General features: G+C 38.1%; 10 protein-coding genes, 1 other RNA gene and 1 pseudogene. 4 read left to right on the top strand and 8 right to left on the bottom strand.

Features of this window, described 5'->3' with window-relative positions; translation table 11 throughout:
- On the bottom strand, positions 1 to 5,204 hold a 5,204-nt coding region (locus Q0X59_RS04990), incomplete at its 3' end, for an InlB B-repeat-containing protein (protein WP_297643578.1).
- A 681-nt stretch (positions 5,205 to 5,885) separates the two neighbouring features.
- On the opposite strand from Q0X59_RS04990, the gene ssrA reads away from it, so the two are divergent.
- Positions 5,886 to 6,282: a transfer-messenger RNA gene (ssrA, locus tag Q0X59_RS04995) on the top strand.
- A gap of 320 nt (positions 6,283 to 6,602) precedes the next feature.
- On the opposite strand, the gene Q0X59_RS05000 is transcribed toward ssrA, so the two are convergent.
- The 6 genes and pseudogenes from Q0X59_RS05000 to Q0X59_RS05025 all read right to left on the bottom strand — a co-directional run bounded on the left by Q0X59_RS05000 (position 6,603) and on the right by Q0X59_RS05025 (position 11,706).
- Positions 6,603 to 6,800 (bottom strand): transcriptional regulator, encoded by a 198-nt coding sequence (locus tag Q0X59_RS05000; RefSeq protein WP_075523446.1) that lies wholly within the window; start codon positions 6,798 to 6,800, stop codon positions 6,603 to 6,605.
- Entirely contained in the window at positions 6,797 to 6,958 is a 162-nt protein-coding gene (locus Q0X59_RS05005) for a hypothetical protein (protein ID WP_297643581.1), read from the bottom strand. Before Q0X59_RS05005 ends, Q0X59_RS05000 begins: the two co-directional genes overlap by 4 nt.
- A gap of 442 nt (positions 6,959 to 7,400) precedes the next feature.
- Complete coding sequence (locus Q0X59_RS05010) at positions 7,401 to 7,694, bottom strand: hypothetical protein (RefSeq protein ID WP_297643583.1); 294 nt, start codon at positions 7,692 to 7,694, stop codon at positions 7,401 to 7,403.
- Positions 7,691 to 8,203: a type II toxin-antitoxin system antitoxin SocA domain-containing protein gene (locus Q0X59_RS05015; RefSeq protein WP_297643585.1), complete on the bottom strand. Its 513-nt coding sequence runs from the start codon at positions 8,201 to 8,203 to the stop codon at positions 7,691 to 7,693. Before Q0X59_RS05015 ends, Q0X59_RS05010 begins: the two co-directional genes overlap by 4 nt.
- A gap of 689 nt (positions 8,204 to 8,892) precedes the next feature.
- Positions 8,893 to 10,970: pseudogene (locus Q0X59_RS05020) on the bottom strand (YhgE/Pip domain-containing protein).
- Positions 10,960 to 11,706, bottom strand: coding sequence for an ATP-binding cassette domain-containing protein (locus Q0X59_RS05025; RefSeq protein ID WP_297643608.1), 747 nt, complete (start codon positions 11,704 to 11,706; stop codon positions 10,960 to 10,962). Before Q0X59_RS05025 ends, Q0X59_RS05020 begins: the two are co-directional and overlap by 11 nt.
- Positions 11,707 to 12,402: 696 nt before the next feature.
- Here Q0X59_RS05025 and Q0X59_RS05030 point away from each other — a divergent pair.
- Entirely contained in the window at positions 12,403 to 14,190 is a 1,788-nt protein-coding gene (locus Q0X59_RS05030; RefSeq protein ID WP_297643587.1) for a zinc-dependent metalloprotease, read from the top strand.
- Positions 14,191 to 14,741: 551 nt separating this feature from the next.
- On the opposite strand, the gene Q0X59_RS05035 is transcribed toward Q0X59_RS05030, so the two are convergent.
- Entirely contained in the window at positions 14,742 to 16,397 is a 1,656-nt protein-coding gene (locus tag Q0X59_RS05035; RefSeq protein WP_297643589.1) for an ATP-dependent helicase, read from the bottom strand.
- A 374-nt stretch (positions 16,398 to 16,771) separates the two neighbouring features.
- Here Q0X59_RS05035 and Q0X59_RS05040 point away from each other — a divergent pair, with 374 nt between their 5' ends.
- Positions 16,772 to 18,403 carry a phosphotransferase gene (locus Q0X59_RS05040; protein WP_297643610.1) on the top strand — a complete coding sequence of 544 codons (1,632 nt, stop codon included), beginning with the start codon at positions 16,772 to 16,774 and terminating at the stop codon, positions 18,401 to 18,403.
- A gap of 12 nt (positions 18,404 to 18,415) precedes the next feature.
- Positions 18,416 to 18,640 carry a DUF3107 domain-containing protein gene (locus Q0X59_RS05045; RefSeq protein WP_075523452.1) on the top strand — a complete coding sequence of 75 codons (225 nt, stop codon included), beginning with the start codon at positions 18,416 to 18,418 and terminating at the stop codon, positions 18,638 to 18,640.

The following is an 18,640-nucleotide window of genomic DNA, read 5'->3' on the forward strand; positions in this document are numbered from 1 at the left end:
ACTTGCACTTTAATCTTGTGCAAGCCTGGAGTGCTGTCGAATGTTGCGCCATCAGCGAATGAGAACGTAGCACCCTCTGGATACTCATCAGCATTCGTTATAAGCTTCTTAGCAGACTCGCCACTTTCAGTACTAATATTCTCAAGTGGCGTAAGCACTTGCGGAGCTGCAGCAACAGGAGCCTTTAGCTTGAATTTAGCAATGTAAATTACTTCAGGGCTGTTCTGCTCTTCGGAGCGAATCGGCAAACGATTTACGCCAGTAGAATACTGAAGCTCCGTAGAACCAGGAGCAGACGAACCGATTTTCGAAGTCCATTCATCAAACTCAAATCCAGGCTTCGCTTCCACTGTTGGAAGCGGCATCTGGTAAGCCTTCGTGCCCTTAATTGCATCGTACACAAGAGCAGAGCCGTCAGCTACATTGTTTCCTTGCCAGTCAACAACGCTACCCATAGAGCTTTGGTTATCATCCACTTTAAACACGTAGCGCGTGTAGCGATCCGGACGATGCTGAGCATCATCCTGGCGCTTAAGCACGCGAACATCGTCATATACAAATTTGAATGTATCTTCGCCAATCTGCTTGCCATCTTTGCCAATTCTATACAAAACTTTCTGCTGCGTAGTTCTAGGCATAAAGCCTTCGATCGGCTTGTAGAACGCTACATCGTACTTTCGATTTACAGAGCTGACTTCGCTTTCTGGAAGAAGATCCTTTTCTTTGCCATTCTCAATAGTTACATAGCGAACCCTATACTTGCGCGTATTGTACGTTTGGTACACAAACTCGCCAGTATTATCAGTTTCATCACTCGATGCTTCAAAGCTCGTGAAATGCTTATCCGGGAAGTGCGTTTCATCGCTGTAGACTGCTTCAGCATTGTAGCGCAAATGCTCGCGCAAGCCGGAAACCGTTTGAGTAGAAACGTGGTCTACCATAGCTTTTTTGGCTGTATCATCAGCAGCATTATTATAGTCAGCAAACGTGTAACCAGGCTTTAAGAATATGTGCGTAAAAGTGCCGTTGTAGCGAGTATCCTGAACCCACACTGCTCTAAGCGTTATATCTTCGACTACTTTGTTTCCAAAAGCGTAAGGAGTATTAGCTTCTACTACCTCATTGCCCTTTTTAACAAGCTCCCAGCCGTAGAAGTCGAAGCCTTTGCGCACTGGAATTTTAATATCATTTTCGTGAATAGGATCGTTGTGGTTACACATAAACGTTTTAATTACGTTTGGTCCCTCTTTTCCGTCTTCGCCAATCTCATGCATCTGGTAGTCAAGAGTTACAGTGTGCTGAATATTTGTTGGAAGACCCCACGCAGCGTAAAGCTTAATGCCATTGACTGGCACTGTAATATCTTTGTCTTCGCCATTTATAAACCGAGTGCCAGCCTGATCAAGAGCCCAGCCTTTAAACACGTAGTCTTTTGGCAAGTAATCAGGGCGAATGATTGAATACTTAATGCCATTAAGCGTGAAAGTATACTTGCCATCTAACTTCTTAGACGTATCGTTAGCATCGTCTTTAGTTACAGAAGCATCGTAAGACGTATCGTTTCCGTATAACTTTTCGTCTTCGCCCGTCAAATCTTTTTTGCCGCGCTTAGTCAAGCTATACTCAAACGGCAGGTTATCTTTAGCAGCGACATTGTCTTTTGTTATAGCATTGCCGTCCGCATTATAAAACTGCACATCGTACGACTGGCGGTCGTACCTAAACTCAAGTGGTTTGTTATCATTAAATTCTTGTTCATCACCGTGATAATTTTCTTGTTCATCTACTGGAACGCCCCTATACTTTCGAAATTCTAAATGATACTTTTTAGCAAAAGCTTTCTGCTCATCCTCACTTAAATCATCCCAATCCCCATGAGCATGAGATTCGTTATACCACTCTTCCAGATTCTCTTCAAAGTCTCCTTCATCAAGGGCATCACCAACTTTTGTCTTATCATATCCATCAGCAGGATTAAAACCAGCAATAGATGGAGCTGGATAATCATAGCTATCGTTAGGAGTATCATCTTTGCTATAAGAATCGGTAGAAAGCTCATAATCATCCTCGCTTATGTCACCACCCTTTTTAGCAGAGGCAATACTTTGCTTCCTAATAATCACCTGTATAGGCTGACTTTGATTACTTTTATCAGCAGTAAGCAGACGCTGATTATCTTTTAACTCGTATGTAGTTTGAGGAGTCTTCTCAGGGTCATCGCTAATTCTAGGTGCTACTTTGTCTTTTTGATCTTTTTTAAAAACAGCACGCCAGCTAGGGTCAGCAAATTCTTCTTTAGTAAAACGATATGGTGGAGTGTCACGATACTTTATATCTCCTGCATATCCAATTTGCCATCCAAGAGAGCCTTCTCCATCTTTACTAAAATATAATTCATTTACATCAGGCCAAATATCAGTAAGCTTTTGACCGTAACGAACATTTACGCGGTAGCCTTTATGGTTAATTTTAGCGCCATCATCAGTCTCATCTTTACCTTCATACTTATCTGAGCAACCGCCACCGCCAGCATAGCAATAAATAGTTGTTTTGCCGTTTTCGTCAAGTCTTTTTATAGCAACATTGTCACCCCTATCTACGCCAGCAGGCTTAGCAAAAATAAGCTCGTAAGTATTGCGGTCGTAAACTAAATCAAAAGTATTATCTAAGTCGTTAGCAGAAAGCTTATTGCTTGTATTATTAGTATCTTTTGTGAATCTTTTAGTAAGCTTCTTATTCACATGGAAGTAGCGCGTGAATAAATCCTTACCCTTGTTTTTAGAATCACCAGGATGCTCAGTATCATACCCATCCAAGTTTGTTACATGCGTATCGTTCATCCAGTTGAACTTTGCAATTAAGCCGTCTTCGTGGTCATTCGCTTCTGTACCCTGCAGCTCTTCTCTAGTTAAACCGAGTTCCGGGTCCTCTACATAATCATCTACGCTTTTGCCATTAAGCTTACTAGTATCCTTAGCAACGCCAGCATCATCCATATTATTAAGCGCAACATCACTATCTGTCTTAATATTCTTGCGCTCAACAAGACCAACAAAGTCGTAATTTGCAAGCGACTCTGGATGCTCTTTATCAACCAAATCTGCCTTTTGCACCCACACATTCACGCGGTAGCTGGTAGTATTGTTCGCTTCCCAATTAGCGCGAAATTGCACATTGTGATCCGGCATCTTGTAGTCATCAAGAGAAACAATAGTATTCTCATCATAAAGCGGATCACTCTTTTTGCTAGGATCGACTACAGACCAACCCTTAAACGTGTATCCGCGCTTAGTTGGATCTTTAACTGGTGGTACAAGTTGCTGGTAATACACTTTTTGAGCAGTAACATCCGTGCCACCATCAGTGTCGTAAGTAACATCGTAAGCCTTACGGTAGTAGCGAAGGTTCAAAATCAGCTTGTCGCTTTCACTATCCGAATCCGAAAGCGGTGAGCTAATAAGATTGTGCTCTGGTTCGTAGCCTGGAATATACAAAGCTATAGCGCTCACATCTGAGCCAACAGTGCCAGTAACTTCAGTGACGTGAATAGGATCCCCGTCCTTATATTCGTACTTTTTTGTTACAGGATTCTTCACTCTGTGCTTTGGTATAATAACCTTACCAATACCAAGATTTGCAGCTTCCTTAAACTCGTTCTTATTGTCAATTTGCTGCAACAAGTGACGCACATAGTACTTAGCTGTTTTAGGAGCGTAGTTGATGTTCAACTCGCCGTAGTACTGAATGCCATTGTCTGAACCCGACTGCGAAGACGATGTATTCTGCGAAGTTTGCGCACTATTGTTGCTTTCAACAGCCTGCCTTCTCTTCACAGCGTATTCTTTAATAAGATTTTTGTCTATACGCAAGTAGCGAACAGCATCCGCATCCGTGCCATCGTCAATAACGTACTCGCCTTTATCGTTTTGAATGTAGTACTTGTATGTGCCTGAATGATATACGGACGGGCGGTATCCAGCAGACTTTGGAAGCTTAATATAGTCATACTTGCCATTTTTGCCAAGATTATCGAAGTCGTCTTTATCAATCGTAAGCTCATACGGCTGCACAAGCTGCTTATTCGCAGCGCCACCAATAGTGTAGCGAATTTGCAAATTGTACGTGACTTCCGGCTTTTTGTCAGTTTGCACCTGTTCGTTGGCAGTTTGTTGGTCATCAGCCGTTGGATTCTGCTCATTCGGCTTAATTACCTGGCTATTTGGATCAGTTGCTGCGTTTGCTGCGCCAGTGTTTGTTGTGCCAGTGGACGGTGTGCCAGTGGACGGTGTTCCAGCGTTCGATGTAGAAGCAGGTGCAGGAGCTGAGCCAGAAGCTGAAGTAGGCTCTGAAGACGCTGAGCCAGAAGCTGAAGGCGTAACGCTTTTACCTTCGCCTGTTACGCTTGCATTTGTACCTTGTGCATTGCCTTGCGAACCTTGTGTATTTCCTTGTGTATTGCCTTGTGCAGTTGTATCTGTACTTGGGGTCGCTGCAGTTCCAGAACCAGCGTTAGATTCTGTACCTGTTGAAGTTACAGAAGGTGCAGTTGTATTACCTGCAGTGGCAACAGACGGAGATTCAGGATGCGCACTTTCACCATTTTCAGGCTTCATACTTGAATTCTGCTCAGTTGTAGGCTGCGCACTTGGTTGCTTATTATCCTCTGGATGATTTTCAGACGTATTATTTGCAGCGCGTTGATTCTCAATTGCCCGAGCTTTAAGAGCTTGATTTTCCGCTGAGCGCACAGAGTTCAAAACACGATTATTGTCTAAATCTGTAGAATTATCATCTTGATCAAGATTCTCAGCATGCTCATCATTCTTATACAAGTTAGCAAGTTTAGACTGTTTAGCATACTCAAGTTTTTTAGCTTCGATATCTTTGCGAGCAATCTGCACTAATCTCTTAGTTTGTGCGCTCTGATTGCGAACTCCAGCACCCCAGCGAAGCATATTAAGCTCTTTAGATTGAGCGTTATTCTTACCTGCACTGCTAACAATATGAGCCTCGGGAGTTTCATCATGCTTATTAGCTTGTAATGCTGCAGCTGAAACTGTTGGCAGCATCATTGCCAAAGTAGAAGCAACAGCAACGCCTGCAACACCGCGATGTAAAGCACTAGAAGTACTCTCAGACTTAGCTTTTTCAGCCTTGCGGAGTTGCTTTTTGTATGCTTCACTGTGCAAACCTTTACGACCCACCGTTCTTCTCCTTAGAACAACCACTTTTAAAGTAAATAAACACTATACTCTTAAGTTCACTCTATACTTAAGTTCGCTATGCTTAAGTTCGCCATGTTCAAGCCAGTGCGTAACTATAGCCCATACACACTGCACTAGTATACAGTATACATGCAAAAAATAAACATTTGTTTATATTGCACTCACATGTAATAAAATAAATGGTAGCGAATAATTACTAATAACTTAAACATAACATATCGCAAACATGTCCTTGAGTATTATACCCCCCCCCCAAGCATATTTTTGTAAATTATATATTTATATTAATTTTTCAGTAGCAACGAATTGCAACTACGCATGAAATAATCAGCCATACGCAAAATATTTAACTACATACAAAATAATCAACTAAGCATGAAATGTTTAACACAACATGAAATAATTAACCACACATTACAACCCACATGACAACCCTCATCACAACCCTCATCACAACCCACACGGTAACAGCCACACATAACAACCAACGCGTAATAACCCACATCACAACCATGCATCGCAACCCACATGACAACCCACATGACAACCATGCATAAAATGTTGTATTATGAAAAAGTGTGATTTAATGCATAAAAGTTTTGTATTATAACAACGTATAAAATATTTGCATTATAATGACGATTATTTGAAAATTCAAAAGGGGTCGATCGGTTTCGACGGCGATCTGTTCGCCGCGGGGAAGCGTGCCGAGAATGCGAAAGTCCACTCGTAAACGTCCTTTCGCAAAAGAATAAGTGCTAAATCTAATCGCACTGAGTTCGCTCTCGCTGCCTGAGCTTCGCGCCAGGATTAACCAGTGAGCAGCCGCTCCGTTCACCCACTCACGTCTTCGGAGTGGTGCTGAACGTCATTAGAAGACTTGCTTGAATTGCCGAGCTGCAGGGCAATTCAGGGACTTTTACTGTAGATATGCTCGCCATGAATTGTCTGCGATAACATGGGGGCAGAAAAACTGCCGAACGGCAAGCAGACTACGCACGTAGAAGACCGAGGGTACGGTCACCGGACCGGGGTTCAATTCCCCGCGACTCCACAAACGCAATGAGTAAATAAAGAGTCCCGAACAATCGAGGTGTCCGGGACTCACTACCCACTATACTGCAGGCTCATTATGAAATTAGACGCAATAGTATCAGCTATATTCTCACTTGTTATTATCGCTGGAATATGGTGCCATTTTTCGCCTTGGCTTATAACCGGCTGTGCTGTAATCAGTGCCGTATGCGCGTTAGACGCTGGAAGAAAGCGTAAAAAGTAACATGAATGAGCGTTATTTGAGTTATACGGAAGTTGCTAAGCTTATTGGCGTAAAAACTATTACGCTTGACAACTACGATTTTCCAGATCCAGACGCGTTTATTGGTCGCACTCACGGCTGTAAGGTCGTCCGCCATGCCCCGGACGGCTCGCGTTCCAAGCTTCAATATTCTCACGTTTCCAACCGCGCGCCTTGCCAACCATAGCATCTGGCTCTGGTAAGTTATAATGTGCTAAAGCTCCTTTTGTAACATTTAAATAATTTGCTATATCAGTAAAACTCATGTACGTTATCATCGATCTTCACCTCCAGCTCTATAAGCTAGCGCAAGCGATAATACTGCAAACACAACGCCACTTGCATAATTAACAAATGTTGACGCTATAGCAATACCTAAGAGTGATGCTGCTGAACTTAACACACTCGCAATAATATACAAGTATTTCTTGCTCATAATGTTTTGATGAAGTATCTTGGAAAGTGGGGTTCTAGCCAATAAGTCTGGTTGGAACCCTTTTCTTTATCGCTTCTTCTTAAATGTTGCAATGAGCGTTATTACTATTGCTAAGATTTCAAGAATCAGCTTTATGATTTCCAAGATATCTTTCATCATCCTCCTTTCTTCTATTGATTACAATATTATTATAACATAATAATTATAATAAAGTAAAGAAATTCTGATTCCCAAGACACCTCGACTGTTCGAAATTTTATCTAATAATTAAATTCATTCGATAATAAATGTGCGTGCGAGCGTAACTGTTCAGCTAAACTCGCACGCGCAATCTTACCTTCAACAATATTCTGAATCCACTTATATAAATCATTGTCAAAAGGATTTACACTATCTTCGATATCAAGAATAATCCCATTATTGCGAAGTAAAGCTACACACGTTAATACTGTTGTACGCTTATTGGCATCAGGGAAAATAGATCTTTGGCAAGATGCGTAGCAAAATCAGCAATTTGGTCAAAAATATCCGTATAATTATTTCGATCAGCTGGATATTTATCAAAAATAATCGCAAATGAAGAATACAAAACATTTTCAACACTGACCTGAACTTCTTGCTTAACAGTAGCCAGTCCTTGGCTTGTATCAACAATCTCTCGTTGAATAGAACACACTATTCCTGCGAAGGCAATAATCTGTTCCTCGTCCCAAACAAGAGCATCATACTGGCTCATGCGTCACCAAGGATACGCAAAGTATTCGGATACTGTTTTTTTACAGCATCTACAGCACTAATAAACGTATTTTTCTTAGCAGGATACGAAGTAACATCTGACGATTGCAGAATATTCTGTACAAGAATCGGCTTATTGCGCGATGCATCATACACATTACGCCACGCACCGCCAGCACGATGAGCATAATTTACTAAATCAAACGCATTCATCCAAGCATATTTTTCAACAACAGTATCTACAATGCAATCAGCATACTGGCTGGTTTCATGATTAGGCGCATTGAAAATACGATTTCGCCCAAACTGCTTAAACTCGTTATAAACACTAGGTTCTACAGGACCATATTCACAAGCTTGAATCTCATCCGTAAACAGCGGACACTCAGGATTATTACGCAACGATTCCACCTGCGCAAAATATACTAGTTTATTCAAAGTGAGATTGGTTAATGCTAGAGTTTTTCCATATCGATCAATAAAAATTGATGCTATATCTAAAGCTTTCATATTTAATCTCCTTTCAACAAACTTATTACACATACAAGAGTAAAATATATTTTACAGAATATCTTGTTAATATTACCACAAAAACACAAGATAAGGCGATATTGAGCGCATTGGTACTAAAACGTTATTCTATAAAACTCTTAGAAAAATAAGGTATTAGCGACTATTAAATGCTAATTCCCCGCGACTCCACAAACGCAATAACGCCACTGCTAAAACAGTGGCGTTTTTTGTAGTAAATCCCAATGTTTCCAATGCTTAAATTATTTCCCAAACCAAATGTTTTTAAGAATAACCCAGATTTAGACAATAACTCGTAAAGAACGATACTTCCAAAAACGAAAGCTAGTCATACCCTCAAACCAACTCGTTACGAGATTAAGGGGTAAGAGGAGCCCTAGCTTTCTATATAATTACACTATTTGATTCTTCTATGTAACTACACTATTTGATTATATTATTTGATTACGCGTTTAAGCAAATTCAACTAGCAAATACAAAATTCAACTAGCTTAATTCAACTAAAACTAACAACTAGCTGAAGTCAACTAAGACCAGCAAACTAACCAAATCCTGTCAACACACTAACCAAATCCTGTTAGCACCAGCAAATACAAAATTCAACTAACAACCAGCTTAATTCAACCAGCTTAATTCAACTAACAACCAGCACACTAACCAAATTCAACTCATGGCTCAAGCGTAATCACAGGATGCAAATCGACCATAGTAACTGTACGTTTCATGTAAGCAACAACAGTTGTAATCGCAATAGCAATTACTCCAAAGAGCACTAGCATCCAAATTCCAGAAACTATTTCACTACTATTTTTACCTGCCATAGCCTGACGCAATCCCATAATCGAATACGTCATAGGCAAGTAAGGATGAACAGTTCTAAAGAATGATGGCGTCATCTGCACCGGGAATGTTCCTGCAGAACTAGTGATTTGCAACATAAGTATCACAATAGCAACAATTCTTCCAGGTATCTTAAATACAGACATAATCATTTGCATAATAGCCATAAACGCTATAGCTGCCACAATTCCGATCGCATAGAATGCAAAAACGTTGTCGATTTGCAATTTTAACACTCCATGAACAACACCCATAAGAATAACTGCTTGCACAATCGCCATAAACACAAACGGCGTAAGACTTATGAGAGTACTCTTAAATGGATTCATGCCATTTAGTATCGCTCGCCTATCCATAACTCTTAAAACAAAAGTAGCCATAAGAGCACCGACCCAAAGACCGATTGAAATAAAGTAAGGAGCAAATCCAGTTCCATAGTTTTCAACGTGCGAATACTCGTGTTCTTCCAAAGCAACTGGAGCGCTCATCATCTTACTTTTTTGAACAATACCGTTTATTTTCCAGACTTTTGGGCATTTTTAAGCCCGTCATGCAATTTCTTAGCACCATCAACAAGCTTTGGAGTGTTATCAGATAGCTTCTTAACACCGGAATTAAGCTGATTAGAACCGTTCACTATTTTCGTAGAACCTTGTGCAGCTTCATTCACGCCACTATTTAGCTTCTCACTACCGTTACTTACTTGAGTCAAACCGTCAGCAAGCTTATTTGTGCCAGCAACTAACTTATTTGAACCAACATTAACTTTCTCCATGCCTTGCATAAGAGCGTCAGCACCGTCCTTTATTCTTAAACTTCCTTGAGAAAGCTTATCTGCTCCAGCGCTTAGAGCTGAAAGATTAGTTTGTAAAAGATTAGAATTTTCGTTCAACCCACTAGCTAAACTTTGCAAAGCTTCAAGCACATCACTCTTAGTTACATCAGAACTTTGAGATACAGTTAGCAAAGCTTTAAGCTGTTCCTTAGCTTGAGCGCTACCTGCTTTAACATGTTCTTCTAATTCATTACTAGAATCAACAAGCTTTTGAGCTCCTTCATAAAACTCGTCTGTTGCAGCAGATAACTTTTGTGTTCCATCACTCAATTGTTTAGCTCCGTTTGCTAAATCTTGCGTTTTTTGAGCTAATAATTGCGCTCCTTCTTTACTGCGCGCATTTGCATGAGTAAGAGTATCCGCACCTTTTTGAAGCTCTCCTAATCCACTTTGCAATCTTCTAAGCGAAGTAGAAAGTTTATTTGAACCATCAGCAAGCTTATTGATTCCGGCTTGCAAAGATTTTGAACCTTCATGTAATTTGCCAGCACCGTTTGCAGCAACACCAAGCGAATCAGAAGCAGAGTTTACTTTTGTAAACATATGTTCCCAGTATTCTTCCGTAATCGCCTCGCTAATTTCACTACGCATAGTATGAAAAGCTGTTTTGCCAATCTGGGATGCAAGCATATTGCTTGCTTGATCGTATTTCACATGAAGTTTTGCTTTAGTTGGCGTGTCATATTCAGCTGAAGCAATGCACTTACTAAAAGACGATGGAATAGTTGCGACCATAAAGTAATCGCCATTTTTAAGACCTTTATCCGCCTTTGAACTATCTACAAAATTCCATTGAAATCCTTGACTTCCATCTTTTATATTTTCCAAACGATTTTTGATTTCATGCCCAATATTTCGCATTTTTCCGTTAATTACTGCACCACTATCTTCTACTACAACAGCAACAGGCACAGTATCTAATGTTTTATATGGATTAGTAAACGCCCACAAATAAAGAGAACCATACAAAAGTGGTATTAAAGCTACAGTTCCGATTACTAACTTACGAGCATTTCCTTTTATAGAATTATTAAGCTCACGAAATGCAAGAGAAATAGTATTAGCGCGCATCATTACCACCCTCATTTAACAAATTACGATTATTCACACTATTAGCTTTTGCATTGCTTAGTGAAATAATTTGATCTGCTTGTTTTTCTAACTCGCTTTGCAAAACGCTTACAAGACAAGAACAATAATTTTGACTTACATATGAACGAATATCTTTAATAAGCGAATCGCTTTGCTCGCTTGTAAGCTCTGACTCAATATTGTCAACAAAAAGCAGAAATGGTTTCTTTAATAGCGCTAATGCTATACCTAATCTCATGAGTTCACATGGAGTCAACTCTCCAACTTGTGTATTTAGAGGAGAAAGCACTTTCCAGTATGTTAATACATCGCACGCGTATTGTTTGAGTGCAATACAATCTTCAATATTATTTTTGTATTGCTCTCTAAATATTGGCGATTTACTTGCAAGTTTTAATTCGCTTATTAACGCTTCCTCTATAGTTTGAGTTTTATAAAAGTCGTTAATTCCAGCAAATAAGCCTAAGCCAACATAGTTTCTAGATCGCATTAAATGGTGAGGAAGATCTATATCCGCAATTTTAAGAGAACCGCTTGTAAATTTCATATATCCGGATAATGTAAGCAATAACGCTGATTTTCCAGAACCATGTTCTCCAGATATTGCAACAATTTGATTAGGCTCTACTTTTAATGAAACGTTACAAAATGGTGATTTTCTAAATCGTTTTAATCCTAATTCTTTCGCTTCTAAAAGCGTTTGTATCTTTTCCATAATAAGCTGTAGATTCATGCATCCAATAGCAATCCAAATATTCAAATTACTATTTGCACGTCTAAGCATTCCTCCTTACTTATAACTAAAACATACATGCAAAATAAACAATGTTGAAACTTTCAAAACATATGCATTTTTCGAATTAGAATATACGCATTTTGTTTTGAAAGTATCAAAATCGCTATCTTGCACATATTTAATTTTTGTTTGATTATTTATTTCAATTCTTAATTTTTTACATACAACCTTAATTCTTGATTTTATTCAATTCTTTTCATAACAATTCATTGTTACACTCAAATAAAATCATTGCATAGTTAAAACCAACTTGTTTTAATAATGCAAAATAACAGTTATTACTAATCGTTTAAATCTATCATTAGCACACTTTTAGAGTACTCTTTTGTACGAACAATATTTACTTTTATTATGAATATATTTGATACATCAATATTCACTTTTATTATAGATATATTTACTACACAAATATTTACTTTTATTATGAATATATTTGATACATCAATATTCACTTTTATTATAGATATATTTACTACACAAATATTCATGCACAGAAAAAATAATCTAAAATGTCAAATAATGTAATTAAAAGCAAGGTATAAATTATCTAGTAGAATAGTAGAAGTGTATCAATATAAATCACGATTAGCTAGCATAACTAACGAGGACACTTAAATGAATGAAGAAGAAATTCGTCAATGGCTTATCAAATGCTTTGGTCCTGTGCAAGGCGAGGAAGCATGGCAACAGCTAAATCAGCTACCTTTTGAAGTACGAAACCAGTTGATGAATCAAAAGCCAGACGATCTTCCTAATCCAGAAGAAGTTCGCACTATGATGCAAGCTTTCAGTGATGGAGGATTAAATTCACCTGTAGAAATGACCGATACACTTCAAAAAGGTCCTATTAACGCTAAACTCGCGCAATCACTAGCTTTACAGCAAGCTACAGGAGACAATAGTTCAGTTAATGCAGATGTAGCAGACGGGCTAAGAAGATCAATAAGTAAAGCAAATTTATGGCTAGATATAACGACCAATTTTAATCCTGCTCCAGGTAATCCCGATATTCTTTCGCGCGGAAATTGGGTTGAAGGAACTATTGAATCATGGATTAAATTTGCTACTCCTGTTGCGCGCGCTATAAGCGATGCTTTTACTTCAGTTATTGCAAATCGCTTTTCAGATATTGACGATGCTGAAATTTCTGGAGTTTTTGCCGGAGTTGTACCTATCCCCCTGCCAAAAGGAATGAATAATCCAGTACAACTTATGAAATTGCTAGCAAACACAAGCTTTGCAATGCAACTGGGTTCTGCTGCTGGAGCTTTATCTCACGAAGTACATGGAAGTTTTGATCAAGGTATTGCACTATTAAAGAATCCAGCAGGCGGATTAATACCATATAATTGCATTGATTACGCTAAAGTTTGGGGATTAAATACTACAGAAGTAATGGATTATCTTGCTTTACGAGAATTAGCTCACGCTAGATTATTTGCTTCAGTTCCTTGGCTTATGACACGTTTTGAAGCGCTAATAATTAAGTATTCTAATGGAATAAATATTGATTTAGATGCAATGGAAGATCAATTACGCGATGTAGATCCAATGAATCCTGAAGCAATTAGCGGAGCTGTTAATCTTTCTAAAGTTGGAAATAACGATTCAGATGAACAAAAACAAGCTTTGAAAAGTTTTGAAACTTTATTAGCTTTAACAGAAGGATGGGTTGATTGCGTAACGTGGCGAGCAGGAATGGCTCACATTCCTCACATAGATCAATTACGCGAAATGACAAGACGCGAACGAGCTGCAGGAGGTCCTGCAGAAGTGACTTTTGAATCATTGCTTGGACTTAATCTAAGACCTAAGCGCATGCGCGAGGCAGCTGATTTGTGGGAAAAAATCACCCAAGAAAATGGAATAGAAAAACGCGATTCCTTGTGGGCTCATCCAGATTTATTGCCAGAATTGCATGAAAACGATTCTCTGACTAATTCAACTGATTCAACTAATTCAACTAATTCGCAATCTGAGATTTCTTCTAACGATGAAAACGATTTACAAATATCTAATATCGATCCAAAAAACGAAAATACAAATTGCGAAAATCACAACAACACAGAAAACAACACAGAAAACAACACAGATACAAATGCAAATGATATAAATAATTCTGAAAGTATTACAGATCTAAATGAAGATAAAAAGGAAAAGGATTCTGAAAATCTAAAAGACCTGAAAGACTTGAAAGACTTGGATAACCTGGATTCAATCAATTGGGATGATGAATTAAGTAAGCTATTAGAAAATATGAATTCTGAAAAGAACGATAACAATAATTCAGATTCTAATAATTCAGATTCTAATAATTGCGCCAATAAGAATCTTGATAACAATAACAATGATAATAATAATGACAGCAAAAGCGAAAATAAAGACGACAACAACCTAGAATAGCGACACTGATAACAATGCTAATTGAAAAAGCGAAAATTATGAAATAACTAGCACTATATCAGCACAACGCATAAACACAGCGAGTGCAAAAGAGTATAGAGGATTTTTTACAACGTATGCTTTGCTATTAGTTAGGCAGAGATTTAAGATTTTTCGCCCTGAATGAGATGAACCTCAGCATCTTTGATGGTGATTCATCGAATGAAGAAGAAAAATCGAAAAATCTCAGTGATTAACCGAAGATTAAAAGACTAAACATGCAAAGAGCTCTCGGAGTTTCTCTTAGAGCAATGTAAAAATCTTGCGATGAGAGAAACTCCGAGAGCTCAGCAACAACCAATAGGATGATTCTGTAAAACAAATTATATAAATAAAAACGCAGAAGGCATAGGTAGCAGCTAAAATACTAAAAACATGTATAAAACAGGATTTTTTATACAAAATTAAGACATTCAATGCCTAATAAATAATTCTTAAAACTTGCGTTCAAAGTTCAAGACATTTAAGAATTCAAGACATTTAAGAATTCAAAGTTCAGTGCGCTCAAAAATTTACGATAAGAATCTACTTGGACTACGTGTTGCTCCAACGTCAAGTTCTCTACGTAAAGCATACGAAAGCTGAAGCGTCTTTTCTGCTCTTGTAATAGCTACATACATAAGTCGCCGCTCTTCTTCAAGATTTTCACTATTTTCATCACATGTACCAAAAGGTATAAGCCCATCCGAACATCCAATAATGAATACGTGTTTAAATTCAAGACCTTTAGACGCATGTATAGTAGACACATTCACAGGTATTTGCATACGCGATTCTTCACTATGTGGAACGCTATTCATTATTTCTGAAACACTTAAAGGCAAATCTGGAATTTGCAAATTTTCACTAGCGCTTTCACCAGAATTTACGCCATTATTTTCACCAGAATTTACGCCAGAATCCTCACTAACACTTTCACTATTGCTCTCACTAGAATTCTCGTAATCACGCAATTCAGCATTATCTAATACAGTTCTTTGAACACTCATGTCGTTACGAACTTTAACACTCAAACCAATATTTCGTAACATATTGCATACAACATCTTGCTGAGCATTAGTTCGAGTCAATATTGCACAATCACTTGGCACAACTTTATCATCACGGACCATGCACATAATAGTTTGAGCAACAGCTAACGCTTCATCTTTATCGCTAAGAAAAACTTTCTTAGAAATACGTTTTCCACCTTTACTTAAAGCACGCATCTTAACGTAATCTTTCGAATAATCAGATGCTGAAAGCACACGATTAGCTAATCCAACAATTCTCTCAGTAGATCGATAATCTGTGTCTAAACTAATATCCGCATTAAGAGGTGCAAATTCTTTTGGAAATTGCAATAAATCGTAACTACTTGCACCAGCAAATGAATAAATCGTCTGAGCAGGATCACCAACTACGCAAATATTTCTATTTTCGCCCAACCACAATCGTAAAAGTTCATGCTGCAGCGGAGAAACATCCTGATATTCATCAACTGTAAGCCATTTAATAGAATCACGTATTTTACGAGCAGCTTGAGGAAAAGCATCAATAATATGGCAATCAAGCAATAATAAATCATTAAAATCTATAAAATTATTATTATTTTTTTCTCTTTCATATGATTCATATATATCAATAAATTTTTGAGCCTCCAGCCCAGCAGGCACAGTTCGATGCATTATAGAGCAGACTTTTTCGTAATCTTTAGGCGCTACAAGAGATACTTTTGCCCAATTTATTTCCGACATAATATCCCTAATATAAACAGGAGGAATATCAGATAATCCTTCACATTTAGATGCCGCTATTCGCAATATATTACGTGGATTGTCAATTATATTCGGAAAAGGAGCAGAACACACATCATCCCATACTCTACGTATTTGTTGTAATGCTGCTGAATGAAAAGTTGAAACTCGAGCGCCACTACTTACGCCTAAACTATCTAACCTATCTCTCATTTCTTGAGCTGCTTTTACAGAAAAAGTAACTGCTAACACTCCTTTAGAATCCCATTGATTAGTAGCACAAGCATAAGCAATTCTTCTAGTAATAGTACGAGTTTTACCAGCTCCAGCGCACGCAATAATACGCACTGGTCCATGTATTGACATAGCTGCAGCACGTTGATTATCATCTAAACCTTGCAATAATAAATCAGGCTCTTGCGTAAAACTCATACTTATATTGTGACAGAAATTCTAGCCATATAAAAATTTTTATTACTATTGTGGTCAGAAGTTCATAATATTTGAAGTCAATAATATCTATGGTTAAACGTACTTGTAGTTCATAATATTTGTAGTTCATCATACTAGACAGAAACTAAACATATTGCTCAGAAGATCAATAAAATAATCATACTTATAAGAAGCTAATAATCAAGCTAACAATATTTACGAAAGACTAACAATCAAGCTAACAATCAAGCTAACAATATTGATACAAAATTTATAAAAGTTGTCAAAAACTGTCGCATTTCGTTACTTTGTATTACTGTGGGAGTGTGACACAGTTAAGTAGATTCAAGTTAGCAGCATTGGCCTCATCGGTCATGCCAGAAGTACAGTTCGCTGGAACCCGCAAAAGCGAGCAGGCAAACGCCACTGATGCCGCTGCGGGAATCTCCCATGCAGTTATACAAGATGTTTCAGGACGCCTTTACGACATCTTCGTTAGCACAGAAACACAGGGTCGTCATAGATTGCGAGATCGCGCAAGAGCAGCATGGGCATTACAACAAACTAAAGGATTAGCTGCACTGGGATTTGCATACGATCAGATGTTGAATTTTTACCCTGGAGCATTGCACAAACCTAGCGAAAACAATTCTCAAAATGAAGATTCTCAAACTAATTCTTCTAATTTTAATTACGAAATTATGCAAGGATTAGGTAAAAAACTTAATAATGAAGAACCTACTGTGCTAATTTGCTCACATCTAAATGGATGTGCAAGAGAATTAAATCTACTTACAACTGACGATTGCACTAATGTTGGAACAGCTTTAGGAGCAATACACAGGCTTCGTCCAACTTTCCTTCAAAGAGCAAAATATCCTTCATTTACTACAGGAAATATTAGAGCACAACTTACAGGATGGATTAAACGCTTGAGAGCTGCTGGTCACATTCCTTCAGAAATCACAGATAGTTGGTCTAGAGTATTAGAAACAGAAGGATTATGGTCATTTGACACTTGTCCTGTACATGGCGGATTTTGTGACGGTGACTTTCTATTTTCAGGCTCTACTATTAGCGCAATAACCAATTGGCAGAGCATGCAAATTAACGATCCAGCAAGAGATTTAGCTTGGATTTTCGCAAAGTTAAATGAGCAAAAACGCAATGCTTTACTTTCTGCATACGGGCGCGTTAGAGGATCTCATTTAGATAGTCTTATAATGCTTCGCGCAAACTTATGGCTTCAAATGGAACAAGTCGGAGATTTTATACAAGCTTTGCAACATGCAGATAATGCTGGAATAATGCGATTCAAAGCTCAAGTTGAACGACTTGCACATGAACTTATGCGTATAAATAGCTCTAAAACATCGAAAACATCTAATGCAAGTAGATCTAAGCTCGACTCGACTATTACAGTCGGCGATTTAGTAAACGATGATACTTATTCATCTGAACGCAAAACTCAAGTAGCTTCTAAATCTTCAGCAACTCAATCTATTGGTGACAATACTGAAGAAAGCGATATAACACTTGAAGGACATACTCAAGTTAAAGATCCTACTAACGAGAACGTGGTTCAAATAGACGATAGCACAAATGAGTCTTGCGCATCTAAAACATCTGCTACAAAATCGCAAAATGAACAACATTTAGCTGATCAATCGCAATCCTCTAATCAAGCTAACACTACTTCTAATAACTACGATGATATTGCAACACAAGTTATAACAAATATTAAAAATAGCGAAAGCAGTAGCAATAGCGATATCGAAAGCAATAGCGAAAATTCCAGTGATAGCGATAATGGAAATAACAGCAAAATTTCAAAAAATCAAAATAATAATGAAGAAAATTCCAAAAAACACAATTATAAAGAAAAAGAAAAATTAACTGAAACAAAAAGTGAAGTAACAGACGATGCGCCTGAAACTGTTGCAATCCCATTGCTTGAACGCGAAGAGCGCGCAATGAGAGATGCTAAGGCGGATTTAGATGAATAGAAGGAGATTAATATGCGAGTAGTACTTGGAGTAAAAAACAGTTCTGATTCTATTGACTTTGAAACTGAACAAAGCGCAGAAGAAGTGCGAAATATAATCGCAAATGCTAATGTAGATTCAATGATTGAGCTTACAGATAACAATAATCGCAAGATTCTTATGCAAAAAGAGTTCCTATCTTATGCTCTTATCGGAGATACGCCAAAGCATACTGTTGGATTTGGCGCACTGAACTAG

This window comes from uncultured Gardnerella sp. (genome assembly GCF_947280595.1).
Classification (GTDB): Bacteria; Actinomycetota; Actinomycetes; order Actinomycetales; family Bifidobacteriaceae; genus Bifidobacterium; species Bifidobacterium vaginale_A.

What these genes read in the sequence shown, in the direction of transcription:
- Q0X59_RS05000 (WP_075523446.1), bottom strand. Translation starts at nt 6,800, where the DNA reads ATGATAACGTACATGAGTTTTACTGATATAGCAAATTATTTAAATGTT.
- Q0X59_RS05005 (WP_297643581.1), bottom strand. Translation starts at nt 6,958, where the DNA reads ATGAGCAAGAAATACTTGTATATTATTGCGAGTGTGTTAAGTTCAGCA.
- Q0X59_RS05010 (WP_297643583.1), bottom strand. Translation starts at nt 7,694, where the DNA reads ATGAGCCAGTATGATGCTCTTGTTTGGGACGAGGAACAGATTATTGCC.
- Q0X59_RS05015 (WP_297643585.1), bottom strand. Translation starts at nt 8,203, where the DNA reads ATGAAAGCTTTAGATATAGCATCAATTTTTATTGATCGATATGGAAAA.
- Q0X59_RS05025 (WP_297643608.1), bottom strand. Translation starts at nt 11,706, where the DNA reads ATGGAAAAGATACAAACGCTTTTAGAAGCGAAAGAATTAGGATTAAAA.
- Q0X59_RS05030 (WP_297643587.1), top strand. Translation starts at nt 12,403, where the DNA reads ATGAATGAAGAAGAAATTCGTCAATGGCTTATCAAATGCTTTGGTCCT.
- Q0X59_RS05035 (WP_297643589.1), bottom strand. Translation starts at nt 16,397, where the DNA reads ATGAGTTTTACGCAAGAGCCTGATTTATTATTGCAAGGTTTAGATGAT.
- Q0X59_RS05040 (WP_297643610.1), top strand. Translation starts at nt 16,772, where the DNA reads ATGCCAGAAGTACAGTTCGCTGGAACCCGCAAAAGCGAGCAGGCAAAC.
- Q0X59_RS05045 (WP_075523452.1), top strand. Translation starts at nt 18,416, where the DNA reads ATGCGAGTAGTACTTGGAGTAAAAAACAGTTCTGATTCTATTGACTTT.